The sequence below is a fragment of the Lewinella sp. genome (assembly GCF_050633125.1).
Lineage (GTDB): Bacteria > Bacteroidota > Bacteroidia > Chitinophagales > Saprospiraceae > Lewinella.
Map to the genome: position 1 here is coordinate 1 of NZ_JBOEFX010000080.1, position 18,030 is coordinate 18,030.

The 18,030-nt window shown below is 41.9% G+C and carries 16 protein-coding genes and 1 pseudogene; 12 read left to right on the plus strand and 5 right to left on the minus strand.

Features of this window, described 5'->3' with window-relative positions; genetic code table 11:
* The 8 genes and pseudogenes from ACRBG0_RS17480 to ACRBG0_RS17515 form a co-directional block, all read left to right on the plus strand.
* A pseudogene (locus tag ACRBG0_RS17480) lies at positions 1 to 1,095 on the plus strand (cystathionine beta-synthase); the annotation flags it as partial.
* Between the two features lie 94 nt (positions 1,096 to 1,189).
* Positions 1,190 to 1,417: a DUF4160 domain-containing protein gene (locus ACRBG0_RS17485; RefSeq protein WP_431488152.1), complete on the plus strand. Its 228-nt coding sequence runs from the start codon at positions 1,190 to 1,192 to the stop codon at positions 1,415 to 1,417.
* 17 nt (positions 1,418 to 1,434) lie between these two features.
* Entirely contained in the window at positions 1,435 to 1,944 is a 510-nt protein-coding gene (locus tag ACRBG0_RS17490; RefSeq protein WP_431488153.1) for a helix-turn-helix domain-containing protein, read from the plus strand.
* Positions 1,941 to 2,828, plus strand: coding sequence for a tetratricopeptide repeat protein (locus tag ACRBG0_RS17495; RefSeq protein ID WP_431488154.1), 888 nt, complete (start codon positions 1,941 to 1,943; stop codon positions 2,826 to 2,828). The genes ACRBG0_RS17490 and ACRBG0_RS17495 overlap by 4 nt, the downstream gene beginning before the upstream one ends.
* 24 nt (positions 2,829 to 2,852) lie before the next feature.
* On the plus strand, positions 2,853 to 4,094 hold the full coding sequence (locus ACRBG0_RS17500) for an erythromycin esterase family protein (RefSeq protein ID WP_431488155.1): 1,242 nt from the start codon (positions 2,853 to 2,855) through the stop codon (positions 4,092 to 4,094).
* Between the two features lie 253 nt (positions 4,095 to 4,347).
* Positions 4,348 to 5,196 (plus strand): polyphosphate kinase 2, encoded by an 849-nt coding sequence (gene ppk2 / locus ACRBG0_RS17505; protein WP_431488156.1) that lies wholly within the window; start codon positions 4,348 to 4,350, stop codon positions 5,194 to 5,196.
* Between the two features lie 83 nt (positions 5,197 to 5,279).
* Positions 5,280 to 6,041, plus strand: a complete 762-nt coding sequence (gene ppk2 / locus ACRBG0_RS17510) for a polyphosphate kinase 2 (RefSeq protein ID WP_431488157.1) — start codon at positions 5,280 to 5,282, stop codon at positions 6,039 to 6,041.
* 122 nt (positions 6,042 to 6,163) lie between these two features.
* A complete protein-coding gene (locus ACRBG0_RS17515) occupies positions 6,164 to 7,312 on the plus strand; it encodes a N(5)-(carboxyethyl)ornithine synthase (RefSeq protein ID WP_431488158.1) in 1,149 nt (382 codons plus the stop codon).
* A 137-nt stretch (positions 7,313 to 7,449) separates the two neighbouring features.
* Here ACRBG0_RS17515 and ACRBG0_RS17520 read toward each other — a convergent pair whose 3' ends face one another.
* On the minus strand, positions 7,450 to 7,731 hold the full coding sequence (locus ACRBG0_RS17520; protein WP_431488196.1) for a winged helix-turn-helix transcriptional regulator: 282 nt from the start codon (positions 7,729 to 7,731) through the stop codon (positions 7,450 to 7,452).
* A gap of 157 nt (positions 7,732 to 7,888) precedes the next feature.
* Here ACRBG0_RS17520 and ACRBG0_RS17525 point away from each other — a divergent pair, with 157 nt between their 5' ends.
* A complete protein-coding gene (locus tag ACRBG0_RS17525) occupies positions 7,889 to 8,401 on the plus strand; it encodes a VOC family protein (RefSeq protein ID WP_431488159.1) in 513 nt (170 codons plus the stop codon).
* A gap of 80 nt (positions 8,402 to 8,481) precedes the next feature.
* Here the strand turns inward: ACRBG0_RS17525 and ACRBG0_RS17530 are convergent, their stop codons facing one another.
* From ACRBG0_RS17530 to ACRBG0_RS17545, 4 genes are read right to left on the minus strand one after another with little or no spacing between them, the layout of a single operon-like run.
* Complete coding sequence (locus ACRBG0_RS17530) at positions 8,482 to 9,702, minus strand: ABC transporter permease (RefSeq protein WP_431488160.1); 1,221 nt, start codon at positions 9,700 to 9,702, stop codon at positions 8,482 to 8,484.
* Positions 9,699 to 10,445: an ABC transporter ATP-binding protein gene (locus ACRBG0_RS17535; RefSeq protein WP_431488161.1), complete on the minus strand. Its 747-nt coding sequence runs from the start codon at positions 10,443 to 10,445 to the stop codon at positions 9,699 to 9,701. The genes ACRBG0_RS17530 and ACRBG0_RS17535 overlap by 4 nt, the downstream gene beginning before the upstream one ends.
* A gap of 30 nt (positions 10,446 to 10,475) precedes the next feature.
* On the minus strand, positions 10,476 to 11,717 hold the full coding sequence (locus ACRBG0_RS17540) for an efflux RND transporter periplasmic adaptor subunit (RefSeq protein ID WP_431488162.1): 1,242 nt from the start codon (positions 11,715 to 11,717) through the stop codon (positions 10,476 to 10,478).
* A 10-nt stretch (positions 11,718 to 11,727) separates the two neighbouring features.
* A complete protein-coding gene (locus ACRBG0_RS17545; RefSeq protein WP_431488163.1) occupies positions 11,728 to 13,041 on the minus strand; it encodes a TolC family protein in 1,314 nt (437 codons plus the stop codon).
* Positions 13,042 to 13,370: 329 nt separating this feature from the next.
* Between ACRBG0_RS17545 and ACRBG0_RS17550 the strand changes: the two genes are divergently transcribed.
* From ACRBG0_RS17550 to ACRBG0_RS17560, 3 genes are all read left to right on the plus strand, one after another.
* On the plus strand, positions 13,371 to 14,423 hold the full coding sequence (locus ACRBG0_RS17550; protein ID WP_431488164.1) for a sensor histidine kinase: 1,053 nt from the start codon (positions 13,371 to 13,373) through the stop codon (positions 14,421 to 14,423).
* On the plus strand, positions 14,420 to 15,145 hold the full coding sequence (locus ACRBG0_RS17555; protein WP_431488165.1) for a LytR/AlgR family response regulator transcription factor: 726 nt from the start codon (positions 14,420 to 14,422) through the stop codon (positions 15,143 to 15,145). The genes ACRBG0_RS17550 and ACRBG0_RS17555 overlap by 4 nt, the downstream gene beginning before the upstream one ends.
* Before the next feature lie 116 nt (positions 15,146 to 15,261).
* Positions 15,262 to 17,991, plus strand: coding sequence for a TonB-dependent receptor domain-containing protein (locus tag ACRBG0_RS17560; protein WP_431488166.1), 2,730 nt, complete (start codon positions 15,262 to 15,264; stop codon positions 17,989 to 17,991).
* Positions 17,992 to 18,030: the final 39 nt, after the last annotated feature.

Consider the following 18,030-nt stretch of genomic DNA (forward strand, 5'->3'; position numbering starts at 1 on the left):
TTAGCTTCCATTAAAGAGATTACAGGTGTCAAGACAGCGCCATTAGTGGGGTCTAGCGGGCTATCGATCCAGTATGCGATTATGATGGGCTTGGTGCATGATGCTCTGGAAAAACATCAGGGGAAGGCCATCAAGATTATTGTTCCACCCAACTGTTATGGTGGAACTAATGACCAAGCAAGGCGAGTTGCTGCTTGTATTGATAATGTAGAAGTGTTGGATTTACCCGTTGATGGGGATCATGATATGGTACAAAGCATCGACATTGTTTTAAACCAGGTAGCTCATGACGATGCAGTCCCTTATATCATTGCGGAAATCCCTACAAACCCCAGGGTTGAAGTTCCGGATCTTATAAAGTTAAGGGATGTTTTAAGTGCTGTTCGTAAAACCCAAAGTGGTGAAGTAGCTATTGATCCGGTTTTTATTCTAGATCAAACGTTTTGCCCCAACGTACAATTTTTAAGAGAAGATGGAAGATTCTCAACGATCAGGACTATTTCCTACGTGAGTGGATCGAAATTTCCAAGTGGAGGCAAGTGTACCGCTGGCTACTGTGTCGCAAATAAAAAGGGCAAAGCCCTGATGGAAAAGATAGACCAGCATCTAAGGCTTTGCGATAATGAGGCCACCGACCTTCAGATTGAAATATTAGCGCAGCAGTTGCCGTCCATGAATCAAAGGATACGAGCTGCTTATGAAAATACGCGTGAATTTGTAAACTTCATCAAGGAAGCTTTGCCAACAGCGAAGATCAATTTTGTTTCAGAAGAATTGGCAAAAGAAGGATTTACACCATCCGTTTTTTCCTTAGACCTACCCACAAAAGGGAATACGGAGGAAGAAAAAGAAGCCTACAAAAGAGCTTTGAATCTAAAGTTGATCAATTTGATGATTAACGAAATCCCTCACGAAAGCAAGTACTGCGTAAGCTATGGCCAGCTAAAAGGATGCTACTGGACCATTCCTGCTACCTCTACCCAAGGAACAACCAAAGAAGGCGACAAGGATTATATCGCCCGCGTAGCCATTTCGCCTAACTTGGATCTTGAACTTCATAAGAAGGTCTTTCTAGATTTTGTAGGGGGGATATGATCTTGTTCTTTCTAGGAAAATATCCAATAGACTGGAGATTGACTTGTATATGAACTATACTTACGGTATTTTTGTTATCTAATTAGATAACTACATGCCGACATTTTTCACTATTAATGGGGTTAAAATCCAACTGTTTTTTCAAGATCATGCACCACCACATTTTCATACCGCTATAGCAGAGTATAAGGCTATTATTAACATCGAGACTACCGAAATATTAGAAGGTGATTTGCCTAGGAATAAGAAGAAGGAAATATTGAGTTGGGCAAATGAAAATAAAGAAATATTGATGGAAATCTGGAATGATCTAAATGATTAAAATACAACAGGATATTTATGAAAAATATAATTCACCTTCTCAAAATTAACGAAGTTAAAGGCTTTGAAATATACTGCGTATTCAGTAACGGTGAGTATAGAGTCATTGATATTGCAAAATTTTTAGATAGCAAAGAGCTAAAGTCAGATAGCATTTTGAGAAACCTTTACGATGAAGATAAAGTGAAAAATGTAATCATTAAAAACGCGACACTTACTTGGCCTGATATAAAAAAAGTAAGCCGTCTTTCAAATGGTATGGAATTTGAAGTGGAGCTGGATTTGGACCCGATTGTATTATATGAAAATAGTGAAATAGATAAAGAAAGAGACAGTGCATACCAGCTAGGGCGAGAATTGAAAAAAGCAAGAATATCAGCTGGTATAACCCAAGAGGAACTTGCTCAGAAGGTAGGTACATCAAAATCCTATATTAGTAAGATTGAAAACAGTAGATCAGATATAGGCTATAAAACTTTGCGCAAAATCATTGAAGTGGGACTTAATAAAAGAATAGTGATTGAGTGATTTCAAGTGATCTAAAATACCCCAACTCTCAAAAAAAACTCCTACTTGATATAAGTATGCTGAGGTCAATAATGTTTTTGCTGTTCTATTTAATGGTAAGTGCTTGTACAGATCAATCTACTTACATTGAAAACTTATTTGAAGCAAGGCATTATGAAGAAATAATAGACCTATATAATGCTGCTCCTGAAGAATATGAGGATAGCCCTAAAGGATTGGCCTTTGTTGCAAAGGCTTATTTCCGACTGAGGGATTATGATAATGCCGTTAAGTTTTATGATAAAGCAATTGATTTAGATCCTTATGAACCGATGTATTATTCAGATAAAGGATTGTTGTATCATAAAATAGGAGATTTTAATAAAGCTATCATGCTCTGCGATAGAGCAATTGAATTGAACTCAAATTATCCTCCCGCATATATAAACAAGAGTGCAGCATATATAGGAATGAAAAAATGGGATTGGGCACTTGAAGAATTATTTCATGTAATGAAAATGGAGGTTAGCGATGAGGATAAAGCATATGCTTACGCTAATTTAAGTACAGTGTATTGTAATGCAGGTGATTATGAAAAGGCATTCAGTAATGCTAGTAAGGCCATCGAATTGAATGAGGAAATATTATGGGCATACAAGAATAGAGCGTTTATCTATATGGTGGGAAACGAAGGGGCGAAAGCAATGATAGATATAGATTCAGGTCTAGAGTTAGAGCATAACGACCCTGATTTGTTAATGTATAAAGGCATTGTTTTAATTAGATTACATAATGAAGTCGAGATTGGTTGCATTTATTTTAGAGATGCATTAGAAGGATTGAAAAAGCGAGGCGACGATAGGCTCGAAGGTCAAATAAGTATATTTGAGAGATATTGTAAATAAGTAGCACAAACAACCCCCAAAACCATGACCCTACCCCTAAAACTGATCGCCATATTATTAATCCTGGTAAGCAGCAATATCAATGGGCAGGTCCTTTCGACTGATCAACGTGCGTTTTTAGATCAATACTCCGTCGATTTGTCGGGTAGTGAGTTGCTTGATGGGTTTGAGCAAATCAAGGCTGAAATTGCGGATAAAAGATTTGTGCTCATCGGAGAGTTTAATCATGGTTCCAGAGAAGTATTTCTATTGCGAAATAAACTGATAGCATACTTAAATGACAGTTGCAGCTTCGATGTACTGCTGTTTGAATCTGGCATTGGTGAACTCATAGACCCCGATTTTAACAAAGACATACTTTCTCCAAAACAGATGACCTATGGCCTGCTAGGCGGATGGAGAACCAAAGAGTTCGAACAGCTGATGGAACTCATCAAAGAAAGGAAGCTCTCTATGGCAGGGTTTGATGTCCAAAGAAGCGGAAGGTCATTTGAGCGTACTCTTGATGGGATTGCAGAAACTTCCAATATTGACACTATCCTATTCTATAGTCTCGAAGATAGATTTGGACAATTGAAATCATTGCTTTCCAATAGGAGAGTAAGCTACCATGATTCAATACGCTTAAAGGCCAACGAATTAATAGCTGATTACGACCAACTTTATGCTGCTCTCCTTGAGGTTGAAGCAATGACCTCTGTCAAGAAATTTTTGCTGGCATTGAAAACGGTTCAAAACCGAATAAGGTTCCTGACCTATATGCTCGACTTTAAGGAAGGGAACGACTGGAACAAAAGATGGGCGGCTAGAGATTCATTAATGGCTGAAAATGTGATTTGGCTGGCAGAAAACATTTACCCCAACCAAAAAATCATCGTGATTGGGCATAATTTTCATATTTCTAAACATAATGGAAAGGAAGAAGTAATGGGCGAATTCTTACTTCGAAAGTACCCCAACCAAATGTATAGCATAGGCGTCTATGCAAAATCAGGAAGTTATTTAGGAAACTACGGCGATGAAAATAAGATGACAGCAGCAGCAGCAGCAGAGCAGTTGGATATAAAACATATCATTGAGGCATTGAATGTTGAGGTTAGCTACTTGCATATTCCCAAACAGCTAACAATTGGAGCCGAGTGGCTATATCAGAAAATAGTAACCAATGATACGTTTGTTGATCTGAGTAATTCTAATTCGGTGAACCTGTCTAAACACTTTGATGGATTGCTATTGTTGCAGAACGTTTCTATCCCAGAGAAATAAAGCGAACAAGAGCTTGCCGATATCAGTGTTGTCACCTGCATTAAATTGACGATAGTCATCTACCTACATGACGATAGTCACTAGGGATACCTACAGGTTTTATTTGCTTTGTATACGTCAAGAACCATTACGGAAACCAATAGAAATGGGCTTTGTGTTCTTAACAAGTCTTCACTCGTGGGGCCTGTGTCGTCAATGACAAACTGACAATAAGCAGGTGGAGGATATTTTTTAATAAAACCGACTTTATACAATGGATTTTACTGCAGAGCATTTGAAAAAAGTAAAAACGAGGGATGACTTAATTGAGATAGCAGAAAAGAATGATATTTCAATTGCTAAAACACTGAACAAATTACAATATGAAGCAGAGCTTGTAATGCTGCAAGCAGAATTTGTCAACCTTCAGAAATGGATCGCACAGAAGGGAATGAGGGTTGCCGTAATATTTGAAGGTAGAGATGCTGCGGGAAAAGGAGGCTCCATAAAACGATTTAAGGAGCACTTGAATCCCCGAACATCAAGAGTAGTAGCATTGACGAAACCAACAGAGGTTGAAAGAGGGCAATGGTACTTTCGGCGGTACATAAAAGCGTTGCCTAATCCTGGTGAGATTGTGTTTTTCGACAGAAGCTGGTACAACCGAGCCGTTGTAGAGCCGGTTATGGATTTCTGTACCCCAGAACAATATGAACAGTTTATTATGCAAGTACCTGAATTTGAGCACTTGCTTTATGAAGATAACTTGAAAATCATCAAGTTCTGGTTCTCTATTTCTAAAGATGAACAAAAAAAGAGGTTCGATGCTCGATTGAGTAACCCCTTGAAGCAATGGAAATTTAGTCCGGTAGATGTGAAAGGGCAAGAGCTGTGGGACAAATACACGCACTTCAAAGAACAGATGTTTAGCAAAACGCATACTAATTTTAGCCCATGGATCATCGTAAAAACGAATGACAAAAAGCAGGCAAGGCTGGAAAGTATGAGGTATGTGTTGTCACAGTTTGATTATGAAGGAAAAGGGGAGTCTAAAATACCGCTTTTACCCGATCCCAATGTGATCATGAGGTATCATAGAAGTGCTATTCAAATCGATATTTAAAAAGAACCTACTCTGACGTTTTTTTGTGGTTCACGATGAATTCTAAACACAAAAGGACACACCAGAGGATCAAAAGAAGCAAGATGAATTTAACAAAAGAAGAACTTACGCTCCTTAATTCTAAAGTAGGTTTACATACACTTTTAAAAAACAAGAAAGTTAGTATCCCCAAAGTTTTGGAAGAGGTGAAATATATCCATGACCTAAAGAAGAATCAAGAGGAATTGATAAAGCTTCAGAATTGGGTAATAAAGGAAAATAAGAAAGTTGTTATTCTCTTTGAAGGAAGAGACGCTGCGGGAAAAGGCGGAGCAATACGGCGGATTACGGAATATATCAACCCCAGGCATTTTAAAATCGTTGCTTTAAATATTCCTACTAGCGACGAAAGAAATCAATGGTTTTTTCAACGGTATATCAATCAGTTGCCAAAACCTGGGGAAATAGTTTTCTTTGATAGGAGCTGGTATAATCGAGCAGTGGTAGAGCCCGTAAATAACTTTTGTACAGACAGAGAATATGAAATCTTCATGTCTCAGGTCAACAGCTTCGAGGAAATGCTCATCCAGTCTGACACCTACCTGATCAAATTTTACTTTTCAATATCAAAGAAGGAGCAAGCAAAACGCTTTAGAGACATCAAGAATAGTCCTTTGAAGCGATGGAAGATGTCTTCTGTTGATGAAAAAGCCCAAGCGTTGTGGAATGAATATACCTCCTACAAAGAGAAAATGTTTGAGGTAACCAATACCAAACACGCCCCTTGGACGATCATTGATGCCAATAAAAAGCCCAGTGCCCGATTAAAGGCAATTGAACATATTTTAGCATCAATTCCTTATTGAGGACCAGGAAGTACGAGAGCTTGTTCGCAAAATTTACGAACAAGCTCTTTTTCTTATCTTAAGCCACTTCCTAATTGGGTAAGCGCATGTTGAACATAAACTAACCCAAAAACAAAAAATTAATGAGTCTACTTACTGTCGGTGTTTTCGGAACTTCTAGAAAAAAGCAAGAAAAACGAGTGCCCATCCACCCTGATCAATTGGGCTGGATAGACGAGGAGATCAGGGATCACCTGCTTTTTGAAGAAGGATATGGCTTGCCATTCGGAATGAGCGATGTCGAACTTGCCAAGGTGAGTGGTGGTGTGCTTACTAGGTCTGAGCTTTTCCAGCATTGTGAAGTCGCTTTATTGGCTAAACCCGTACAAGGCGATTTTGATGATATGAAAGATGGCACCATCCACTGGGGGTGGCCACATTGTGTACAGCAAAGAAGGATTACACAAACAGCTATTGACCGAAAGTTGACCCTTATTGCATGGGAGGCGATGCACCGCTGGTCGGCCCATGGAGATTGGCAAATGCACATCTTTCAAAATAACAATGAAATAGCAGGGTACGCCGGTGTGCACCATGCAATGAATCTGATGGGGATCGATGGAAACTACGGCCCGAATAGAAAAGCCGTTGTGATTAGTTTCGGTTCAGTAAGTAGAGGAGCTATACGTGCATTGCAGGCCCGAGGGGTTCAAGAGATTACTGTGTTTACTCAACGGCATTATTTCCTTGTTGCCGACCAAATGGCCGGTGTCAACTATCTTCAGTTTGATCAAAATGAGGAGGGGAGCCTGATGACCCTACATCCAGAACATGAATCCCGCCCCTTTGTGGAAGAATTGGTTGATGCAGATATCATCGTAAATGGTATGCTACAGGATACCGACAACCCCGTGATGCTGGTACCCGAAGATCAAAATGATCGCCTCAAGCCAGGTTGTGTAATTGTGGATATCAGCTGCGACGAAGGAATGGGCTTTTCATTTGCTAAACCCACCGATTTTGAGGTGCCGATGTTTAAGGCCGGCAAAGTGTTTTATTATGCAGTAGACCATACACCTTCCTACCTCTGGAACGCTGCCACTTGGGAAATATCTAATAGCCTGACACCTTACTTGCCAATCATCATGGGGGGAGGCGAAAAATGGCAAGAAAGTGAAACCATCCGGCGCGCTATTGAAATACAAGATGGTGTAATCCAAAATCCAAAAATCAACTCTTTTCAGAATAGGTCAAGCGAATACCCTCATCTTGAACTTCCAGTTGAGTCTTGATGCAAGGGAGGAGTAGAGCGATGCGAGCTACTTCGTGCCCCTTAGGTGTGAAGAGGAGAGATTGTTAATCATTCATTTTCAGCATGCGAATGATGGGCAGACGTTGGAAATGAACACTACTGTGATATCCACGAGGATTACTTGATTTCAGATAGATCTTCTAAGCCCCATCTATCCATACTCCTTAAAATATGCTCTAGAGACTTTCCTCTCGCACTTAGTTTATACTCTACCTTAGGAGGAACAACGGGGAAAATTTTTCTAGAAATGAGCCCGTCTTTTTCTAATTCTCTCACTGATTTCGTGAACATTTTATTAGAAATTGCGGGAACTTTTTTCTGTAAGACTCCAGACCGTAGAGGGCCTTCTAGTAGATGGAATAATATCAGAGGCTTCCATTTAGTACCTATTAGGCTCATGGTGTAATTTAATGAACAAGTGATGTTTTTATTCAAAAATTGTTGTTTAAGTTGTTGATTGTCAGTAATTAACTCTTTTTGGTAACTATGTAACTTTTTGGTAAGTTATTGTCATTGGTAGCAATATAGCTTATTTTTACATTCTAAATTATTGTAGATGACAACAAATAAGAATTATCCGAAATCTTTTTCACACATTGGAATTACGGTCCCTCGTATAAAAGAAGCAGTAAAGTTCTATTCAGAAGTAATGGGGTGGTATGTTATTATGGAGCCATCGACTGTGAAAAAAGAAAAAGACACGGCTATAGGGCAAATGTGTATTGACGTTTTTGGCGAGAATTGGGAAGAATTTGAAATTGCACACCTCGCGACCTCGGACGGTATTGGTGTGGAGTTATTTTCGTTCCCTAACGGAATTAAAGAAGCGCCTGAATTTAATCCTTTCAATACGGGCCTTTTTCACTTCTGCGTGCAAGACCCAAATATAGAGGAGTTAATTGATAAGATTGTAGCTTATGGGGGGAAGCAAAGAATGCCTGTCAGGGAATATTACCCAAATGACAAGCCTTTTAAAATGTGCTACGTGGAAGATCCTTTCGGGATTGTTTTTGAGATCTATACACATAGCTATGAATTGACCTACTCCTCGGGGGCTTATGCTAAATAAAGAGAAACATGGGAGAAATTGGAGAACTTTGCACGGGAAGCATTGATGTATGTCAAAGTGTAAAACAAAGCGTTGTATTTTTATTCATACCGTAAAGCTGTAATAGGGTCCATCGCAGCAGCTTTTTTAGCAGGATACCAACCAAAGAAGATACCTGTAAATGCACAGACGGTAAAGGAAACCAGAATAGAGGAAATCGTAACACTTACGGGCCAGTTCAGTAGATTAGAGACTAATTGAGTGGTGCCTATTCCTAATAGCACGCCAATGAACCCTCCGGTAATGCTGAGAAAAATAGACTCGATCAAAAACTGAAGCAAGATATCTATTCCTCTACCACCTACAGCCATACGCAAACCAATCTCGCGGGTACGTTCCTTTACTGATACGTACATGATATTCATGATACCGATACCCCCAACAAAGAGGGAGATGCCGGCAATCGCAACCAAGAGTACGGTCAACATTTCGCTGGTGGCACTAAAGGTAGAGATGAGCTCTTCCTGAGAGAAAACACTGAAGTCATTTTCCTCATTGTTACGAATGTCATGAGTTGTTCGCAAAATGGAAGTGATCTCTTCCACAGCTGCTGGTGCATCATCTTCACTGGTTGATGAAGCCACAATAGATTGGAGGTGATCAATAGCCAGGATTCTTTTTTGTACAGCAGTATAGGGAGAGAGGATAAGGTCGTCTTGATCTTGGCCAAAGGTATTTTCCCCCTTTTCGCTGAGTACGCCGATAATCTTGAGCGGAATTCTATTAAAGCGAATGGTTTGACCAACGGGGTCTTCTCCTTCCGTAAATAGATTATCGACCAGGGTTTGCCCTATGATCGCTACTTTGGATGCTTTTTTTACGGCTTCATCAGTAAACCCGCTTCCACTTTTTACTTCCAGAACACGTACATCTAAGTATTCGGGGCTCACCCCGTAAATGGTCGTTGGGCTATTGTTTGCGCCAAAGATTGCTTGTCCGCTACCTTGGCAAACAGGGGATACGTTTGTGATCAAGGAAGATTGTGTGTTTAGTGCATCAACATCCTCCAAGGTGAGTGATTGCATTTCGGCGGGGTCCATTCTCACCCCTCCTCTCATGCCTGCTCCAGGCCGGATCGTAAGCATGTTAGCGCCCATACTGGAAATGGACGATTCAATACTCTGCTTAGAACCTTCGCCGATGGCAAGCATAGCAATAACGGAGGCTACACCGATGATGATGCCCAGCATGGTCAGGAATGCTCTCACCTTGTTTAGGAGGATAGCTTTCCAGGCGATTTTAAAGAGATTCAGTATTCTCATGCGTCTACTTCTTTGGGTAAAAGGTCTAGTGCTTTTTGCGCATTGGCAACTTGATCATTGATTTGATCCTTGATGATGCGACCGTCTTTAAGAACAATTGTACGTTGAGTGAAAGTAGCAATGTCGGGCTCGTGGGTAACGAAAATGATGGTCTTCCCCTCCTTGTTGAGCTTTTGAAATAGCGCCAGGATTTCATAGGAGGTTCTGGTGTCAAGGTTACCTGTAGCTTCATCTGCGAGAATCACAACGGGATCATTAACTAAGGCACGAGCAATAGCCACCCGTTGTTGTTGGCCCCCTGAAAGTTGGTTGGGGGTGTGCTTCAATCGGTCAGCTAAGCCTACTAAATTCAAGGCATCAATAGCCCGCTGTTTACGTTGTACACTGTTGCTTTGAGGGTTGTACATCAAGGGAAGTTCTACATTTTCGATAGCGGTGGTGCGTGCCAGCAAGTTGTAGGACTGGAAGATGAAGCCAATTTTCTCGTTCCTGATTTTTGCCAAGGCATTACGGTTAAGGTTTTTGACAACCACTCCGTCTATTTTGTAGCTGCCAGCACTCGCTTGATCCAGGCAGCCGAGGATGTTTAGTAAGGTGGATTTGCCAGAACCACTTGTTCCCATGATAGAGACAAACTCACCTTCCTTTATCGTCAACGAGACGCCGCGTAATGCCCTCACCACTTCGGCACCGAGGACAAAATCCCGACTTAGGTCGGTAATATCGATGATCGTCTTTTGCATGTTCTGTTTATTTTAATTCGCTAACAAGGGCTATCTTCTCTTTCCTCCTGGAGGCGTTGGCATAAATGGACTGCTAGGGCTACCGTCCTTGCTCACAACTACGGGTACTTCACTCACTTTTAGGTTGGCTACCACTTCGTCTCCGGCTTCTAACCCTGATAATACTTCGACTTTGATGCCATCACTTTGGCCAACTGTTATTGTTATTGGTACCAGTTGATTGCCTTTTTTTACCCATACTGTTTTTTCATTCCCAGCTTGTTGTTGTGGGCTATTAACGGGCATCGGGTTGGGACGGCCTTCATCCGGAGTAGAAGGAAGGAATTGAGCATGGTATTGCTTTAGTAATTCCTTATCGGGTTCAAAATTGATTGCTCGCGCAGAAAGAGTTAGAACATCATTGTTTTCATAAGTATAAATAGTCACTGTAGCAGTGAGGCCCGGTAGCAATTTGAGGTCGGGGTTGTCGGCCTTAATGACCACCGTATAAGTGACGACATTGGATGTAACGGTAGGGTTCAGCCGTAGTTGAGTAACGATACCATTAAAAACTTCATCTGTAAAGGCATCGACGGTAAATGCGACCCTTTGCCCTGGTTGAACATTACCCACGTCGGCCTCGTCAACATCGGCTTCTACCTGCATTTTACTCAAATCTTGGGCTATCGTAAAGAGCGTAGGTGTACTGAAACTGGCAGCGACTGTTTGACCTACGTTGACACCTTTAGACAAGACCACCCCTGCAATAGGAGAGTAAATGTTGGCGTAGCCCAGGTTGGTTTGTGCTCTTGATAGTTCAATTTTTCGTTGCGAAAGGTTGCCTTGTGCCGCTTCTAGCTTGTACATGGCTTCCTCATAATCAGCCTTTGATCCATTGTTGTTGCTAAATAAAGCTTCCTTACGATCAGCAAGCGTTTGCAAGTAATCCAACTCATTTTGAGCGATTGCTAAATTCGTTTTGGCCTCGGCTACAGCAGCACTCAAATTCGTTTTGTCTAATTCGGCGATAAGCTGCCCTTTTTTGACGGTCGAGTTGTAGTCAACATACACTTTTTCTACCACCCCAGATACCTGGGTGCCTACCTCAATCTGAGTAATGGGCTCTACGGTGCCCGTTGCTGTTATGGTTTCAGCAATATCTCCTTTGCCAACCAGGACGGTTTCTGTCGTAATAGTAGCTGCTGTCTCTTGTTGGTTAAAGAAGAGGTAGCCTCCAGCGGCCAGTCCAATAAGGAGGATTAACCCTATGCTTTTTATTCGTCTGTTTGTCATGCTGCTAAAGTTAAATTTTGAGCTCATTACCGAGGTAAAACTGTAATAGGTTGTAGTACAGGATACTGGAATACCTTGCCTGTAGATACTGCTGTTCTGCGTTGATGTAGTTGTTTTTACTGATCAGTACATCAGTAGCACTGATGTCACCTAAGTCATATTGCTGCCGGGCTTGATCATAAGCAGTTTTTGAAGCTTCTGATACGACTTGGGCCGCATTGGCTTCCAGTAGTGAAGATGATGCACTTTGCCAGGCCGTCTCTATCGTGCGATAAAGTGTTTTATCAATGGTGCTTTGGGCTAATTGGGCTTTTTGAATGCCAATGAGTGCCGTTTGCACCTGTGTCGAAGTCTGCTTGCGATCAAAAATTGGAACACTGAGTGATAGCCCTATCTGTTGATTAAAGTTGCCGTTCAACTGTTCAAAATAATTGATGTCGCGAGTGCTGGTTTGGCCGGTATATAGCCTTGCGTTGGCGGATAAGGTGGGTTTGTATCCTGCTTTTGCTATTGCTAAATCAAGCTGACTGATTTGTACATCTAGTTCTCCTGCTTTTACTTGTGGCAACTGTGATTTTGCTGTTTGATAGACGGTAATAAGATCAGGGAGCACCAATTCAACTCCAAGTAGCGTACTCGTGGTATCTACAGCAAAATTGGTTTGAGGTTCTAGTTCAAGGAGTTGTTTCAATACCAATACTTGTTGCTTAAAGGAGTTGGTTGCAGCAACGAGTTGATAGGAATCATTAGCATTTTGGGCACGGAGATCGGCGACATCCTGCGCCGCGAGGTCCCCCAGGTCATAGCGGGCTTGGGCTTGGGCAAGCTGCTGCGTAGAGGTCGCCAGGTTGTATTCCGCAATGGCAATGTTCTCTTTCAAGTAGAGGATTTGCAAGTAGGCCTCTGTGACACTCAATACAATCTCGTTCTGTGCTTCTGCTTTGTACAGCTCGTTTTGCGTAAGCAGCAACTGGTTTTGTGAAATTTGTGTTTTCAATTGCCCCCCACTATACAAACTGACTTGAGAGTTTAAGCTGAAGTTGGAGGAGCTGATCTGTTGATTGACGTATTCACTGGTAATGGGGTCAATACTCGTACCATTGGTGAAGCCTATAGAGGCACCACCCGTAAGGTCAGGGTAACGTTGGTTTTCTGCCCGTTCAAGATTGGCTGCCGCCACGCTGCTGTTTAGCGCAGCTTGCTTGACCGTAATGTTATTCTCTTTGGCATAGGCTATACATTGCTGTAAGTCCCATGTAGTATTGGTTTGAGTAAAACCAATTAGCGTTGAGAAAAGAAATATAAATGCCAGAATGTACTTCATAAAAGATAATTCAGGTTGTCAAAATCAAGGGCTAAATTTCACATTAATAACAAGTTTAGCAAGGCCTCGTATGTGGTGTAATTTGCCTTTTCAACCCCTACTGGATTATTTTCAACAACGATGTAGAAATAATCAACCAAATAGACTATTGGGTATTGACAGATAACCCAAGCTTCTTGGTAATGGGTATAAATCAATACCTTTAGAGCGTGTTTAGGGCTGCAGAATTCCTTTACCTAATACGCAGTACCGAGTACGGTGAGGTTTACCTGCTGCAAAGTCCCTGTTGAGAAATGGATAAAGGTGAACTTCACAATACCTTAAAATCTATGGAAATATTTGCACAGAAACGGAATAGAGTCGTTGCTCAAATTGTACTTTGGGTAAGCCTGTTTGGGTCGATGAACCTCATGTTTGTGGGTACTGATGTGCCAGTAGGTTTGTACTACCGCAATTTCATTCACCTTGGAGTGGCGCTGGTAATTATTCTAATGAATTCTTATGTGCTTATCCCACGTTTGTTTGAGCAAAAAAAATATGAACGTTATGGTTTAGCGGTATTTGTAAGTTTGGCCGGGGTGCTTTTTTTAGCGGTAGCAATAGAAGGCGTATTAGCTAGGTTCTATCCAGTCCCCTTTGCTATAGAAAGGCCAATGAGGCAACCTGGAGGGCCGCCAGGGCCAATGGTTAAGTATATGTTGAGTCTTATCATTTATGCGGCTGTTTTTATGGTAGGAATTGTACTGGAAAGTATACAGCTGAATCGTCGGCAAGAGCAACTGGCTAGCCAAGTACAGCATGAGAAATTAGAAACAGAACTGAAGTTTCTCAAAAGCCAGATCAATCCTCATTTTCTTTTCAATGTGCTCAATAATGTGTACACCTTGTCTTTGATTCAATCCAAGCAAACCCCCGAAGTCGTTATGAAGCTATCGGAAATGCTGAGATATATGCTGTACGATAGCAATCAGGAGCGTGTTACCCTTGAGCAGGAGATTGCCTATATTCAGAATTATATTGCTTTACAACAACTAAAAGATGAAGAGCCACTAGATGTGGCAACGACGCTGGAGGTGAAAAATGCCAAAGTCCATATTGCGCCGATGATTTTGATTCCTTTTGTAGAGAATGCTTTTAAGCACAGTAAAATCGAGGATACTGAGAATGGGTGGATCAAAATTCAACTTATTGAAGATGGTTCCTCTATTCGCTTTGAAGTAAGCAACAGTATGCTTGCACAAGGGGGGACCAAAGACCCTACTGGCGGCATTGGCCTGGAAAATGTGCGCCGACGCCTAGAACTGGAATACCCAATAAAGCATGAGCTTAATATTGACCAAAAAGACCAACAATTTGTCATTCAACTCTCTATTCAATTATGACCAAAAGCAGGATCAGGTGCCTGGTAGTTGATGATGAGAAACTAGCCCGGACGTTGTTAGAAAACTATATCGGAAAACTACCTCAATTGGAGTTGGTTCAGCAATGTAAAAATGCAATTGAAGCCATCACGGTCTTAGAAAACGAACGTATTGACCTCATTTTTCTGGATATTCAAATGCCAGAACTTAGCGGGATTGAGCTACTGCACTCTCTGCCAGAGAAACCACTCGTCGTTTTTACCACTGCTTATCAGCAGTATGCACTCGAAGGCTATCAGTTGGATGTGGTTGACTATTTATTAAAGCCTTTTCGTTTTGAACGTTTTGTGCAGGCCGTCAACAAGGTGACCAGAAGACTGAATGTGGGGGCAGGCCAGCCTCTATCAGAAGAAAAAAAGGCCACAGAAAGTCAAGATAGGCCCTTTATGCTTTTTCGGTCTAGTGGTACCGTCCACAAGGTTTTTCTGGATGAGATTCTATATATTGAAGGAATGAAAGAATACGTGGCTATTCATCTGCCTGGTCAGCGGGTGGTCACCTTACAGTCGCTCAAACGATTAGAAGAGGATTTGCCACAAGGCCAGTTTGTACGTATACACAAGTCCTACATTGTCGCCGTGAGTAAGATTACGGCTACGAATAGCGGCCATGTTTTTATCGAAAAAGCAGCATTGCCTATTGGCGGGAGCTACCTGGATGCGGTGCAGCCCTATCTGTTTTAATTTTTATATCCCTGTTTCGTTGATTTTTTAGCCGTTTTGGTTGAAAAGACCGATGGCCTGCGAGCGTATTTAAGCTGTCAGGCGTCAATACGGCATTGTACGCTAAAAACGAAACGATGAAAAACCAGGGTGCCACACTTGGCATAGGGCTACTAGTATTGTTGCTGACCTTAGGGGGGCAGCTACAGGGGCAAAGCTTAGCAGATAAAAGAATCAAATACTCCTATGAGGACAAGGCCTTGGACATGGTCTTTTTTGACTTGAAGTTGGGGGAACGACTCAATTTCGAGTTTGATGCTTCCGATGTTAAAGGGATTGTTATTAACCAAACCATTCCGAGAATGCCGCTAGAGGAGGCTCTTGGTTACCTCCTGAAAGGTACTGGGCTTATTTTTGAACTTCAGGAACCACGAACGATTATCATTTCTAAAGATCCAAATTTTGGCAAGACCGCCCTTGATCCTTCTGAATATACGGCTACTCGCAATAATATATCCATATCAGGGACATTGAAAGACAAGGCTAGCGGAGAGACTTTACCCTATGCGGCCGTCTTAGTCGTGGGTACGGGCAATGGCGTTAGTACGAATGGTGATGGATATTTTACACTACAAAATGTACCGTCTGATACGGCTGTTCTAGAGGTGCAGTACCTAGGTTATCATACCGAGTATTATCGCTTGACCCCTGAAAATACCCAAAAAGATTTACGCATTGAGATGGAAGTCATTGGTCAGCAGCTCGAAGCGGTAATTGTAATAGCAGAGCAGGAAGAGCAGTTACTCAAGGCTTCTACGGGGGTGAGTAAAGTGAGTATCACACCTGCGGCTATCGCTACTTTACCGAGCTTCGGAGAGAAAGACATCTTTCGATCTTTGCAGTTGTTGCCGGGTATTAGTGGGTCTAATGAAAGTTCTTCCGGCCTTTATGTGAGAGGAGGAACACCGGATCAGAACCTCATTCTTTTTGATGACTTTACGGTTTATCATGTTGATCACCTCTTTGGCTTTTTTAGCGCTTTTAATTCAAATGCCATCAAGGATGTACAGTTGTATAAAGGCGGTTTTGGTGCCAAGTATGGTGGCCGACTTTCAAGCGTAGTAGAGCTGACCGGCAAGGATGGAAATTCACAGTCATTCAATGCAGGCATGGGACTGAGTTTGTTGAGTATCAATGGCTTTATTGAATCTCCTTTTGCCAATGGGAAAGGGTCTTTTCTAATCGCGGGAAGGCGCTCTTTTCAGAGCAGTTTCTACAGCAACCTTTTTAATGATTTTACAGATAGTGGCACTGCAAATGCTACCACGAATACTGGCGGTGGTGGTCGTCCTGGTGGTGGCCGATTTGGCCAGCAAGAGGTAGAACCTAGTTCCTATTTTTATGATTTGAATGGAAAGGCAACCTATCGATTAAATGACAAAGACATCCTGTCTCTCAGCTTTTACAACGGGCAGGACCATCTCGATAATTCACGTAATACCGACAATAGCGCCTTCGGGAACCGAAATGTAGACTTTAGTTTTGATCGCGAAAATACAGACTTGACCAATTGGGGTAACTGGGGCTCAGCACTCAAGTGGAGCCGCAGGTGGAATGACAAGTTTTATTCAAATCTCAACTTGTCTTACTCGAACTATTTTAGTGAGCGAGACCGAAGTGATATTACAAGTGTAAACCGTACAGATACCAGCTTTACGCTGAATAACGGCAGCTTGGAATACAATAACCTACGAGATTATTCCCTGAAGCTAGATAACGAATGGCAGCTCACGAGTAATAACCGCTTTGATTTTGGTTTTCAATCCTCGTACAATGATATTGAATACTTGTATCGTCAAAACGATACGCTGGATATCCTGAATCGGGTAGATCAAGGCTTAGTAAGCACCCTTTACGTACAGGATCGACAGACCATTGCACAGAAGTGGATATTGACCGGTGGCCTTCGTACGACTCATTACAGCGTCACCAATAAGTTGTATGTCGAGCCTCGGGCTTCCATGACCTACTTGCTTTCTGATGCTGTGAAATTGAAGGGAGCTTGGGGCAAGTACAACCAGTTTGCTACTCGAATTGTACGGGAAGATATTCAACAAGGTAGCCGCGATTTCTGGTTGCTAGCGGATGATCAAACGGTTCCAATTAGCTCAGCTACACACTATATTCTGGGGGCGAGTTACGAGGTGGGGTCTTACTTATTTGATGTAGAGATGTACCGAAAAAACCTGGATGGCCTCTCTGAGTATACCACGCGTTTTACGCCCTCTGGCTTTGGGCCAAATGCAAGCTTGGATTACGAAGAGTTTTTCTACACAGGTAGTGGCGTTGCTAAAGGGGTAGAAGTGTTGGCTCAGAAGAAATTAGGCTTGTTTACGGGATGGATTGGCTACACGCTGGGGCAAGTAAAATATGATTTCGACGCTTTTGGAGACGAGCCTTTTTATGCCAATCAAGACCAAACACATGAGTTGAAATTGGTAGGTAACTACAAGCATAGAAACTGGACATTTGGTGCTTCGTTTATCTACGCCAGTGGCCGCCCTTACACTGCGCCTACCGGTTTTTATGAGGTTCCACTACTGGATGGAAGTACCGCCAGCTTCTTTGAGGTAAGTGATAAAAATGCCTATCGTTTGCCCGCTTATCATCGCCTCGACCTTTCGAGTACTTACGAGTTCGATCTGGTACGTTCCAAGGCTAGTTTTGGTCTTTCGGTATACAATCTTTATGGTCGTAAAAACCTGTGGTACAAGGAGTACGATGTCGTAGAAGGAGAACTGTTGGAAACCAATGTGTCTTTATTGGGCTTTACGCCAAGTTTGTTTTTCAATTGGTCACTGCGCTAGTAGATGGTTAATGCGCAACAAGTAGATTTTTGAATAAGG

Bases quoted from the DNA above. Each gene is read 5' to 3' on its own strand.
- ACRBG0_RS17485 (WP_431488152.1), top strand. From the start codon at position 1,190: ATGCCGACATTTTTCACTATTAATGGGGTTAAAATCCAACTGTTTTTT.
- ACRBG0_RS17490 (WP_431488153.1), top strand. From the start codon at position 1,435: ATGAAAAATATAATTCACCTTCTCAAAATTAACGAAGTTAAAGGCTTT.
- ACRBG0_RS17500 (WP_431488155.1), top strand. From the start codon at position 2,853: ATGACCCTACCCCTAAAACTGATCGCCATATTATTAATCCTGGTAAGC.
- ppk2 (WP_431488156.1), top strand. From the start codon at position 4,348: ATGGATTTTACTGCAGAGCATTTGAAAAAAGTAAAAACGAGGGATGAC.
- ppk2 (WP_431488157.1), top strand. From the start codon at position 5,280: ATGAATTTAACAAAAGAAGAACTTACGCTCCTTAATTCTAAAGTAGGT.
- ACRBG0_RS17515 (WP_431488158.1), top strand. From the start codon at position 6,164: ATGAGTCTACTTACTGTCGGTGTTTTCGGAACTTCTAGAAAAAAGCAA.
- ACRBG0_RS17520 (WP_431488196.1), bottom strand. From the start codon at position 7,731: ATGAGCCTAATAGGTACTAAATGGAAGCCTCTGATATTATTCCATCTA.
- ACRBG0_RS17525 (WP_431488159.1), top strand. From the start codon at position 7,889: ATGACAACAAATAAGAATTATCCGAAATCTTTTTCACACATTGGAATT.
- ACRBG0_RS17530 (WP_431488160.1), bottom strand. From the start codon at position 9,702: ATGAGAATACTGAATCTCTTTAAAATCGCCTGGAAAGCTATCCTCCTA.
- ACRBG0_RS17535 (WP_431488161.1), bottom strand. From the start codon at position 10,445: ATGCAAAAGACGATCATCGATATTACCGACCTAAGTCGGGATTTTGTC.
- ACRBG0_RS17540 (WP_431488162.1), bottom strand. From the start codon at position 11,717: ATGACAAACAGACGAATAAAAAGCATAGGGTTAATCCTCCTTATTGGA.
- ACRBG0_RS17545 (WP_431488163.1), bottom strand. From the start codon at position 13,041: ATGAAGTACATTCTGGCATTTATATTTCTTTTCTCAACGCTAATTGGT.
- ACRBG0_RS17550 (WP_431488164.1), top strand. From the start codon at position 13,371: ATGGAAATATTTGCACAGAAACGGAATAGAGTCGTTGCTCAAATTGTA.
- ACRBG0_RS17555 (WP_431488165.1), top strand. From the start codon at position 14,420: ATGACCAAAAGCAGGATCAGGTGCCTGGTAGTTGATGATGAGAAACTA.
- ACRBG0_RS17560 (WP_431488166.1), top strand. From the start codon at position 15,262: ATGAAAAACCAGGGTGCCACACTTGGCATAGGGCTACTAGTATTGTTG.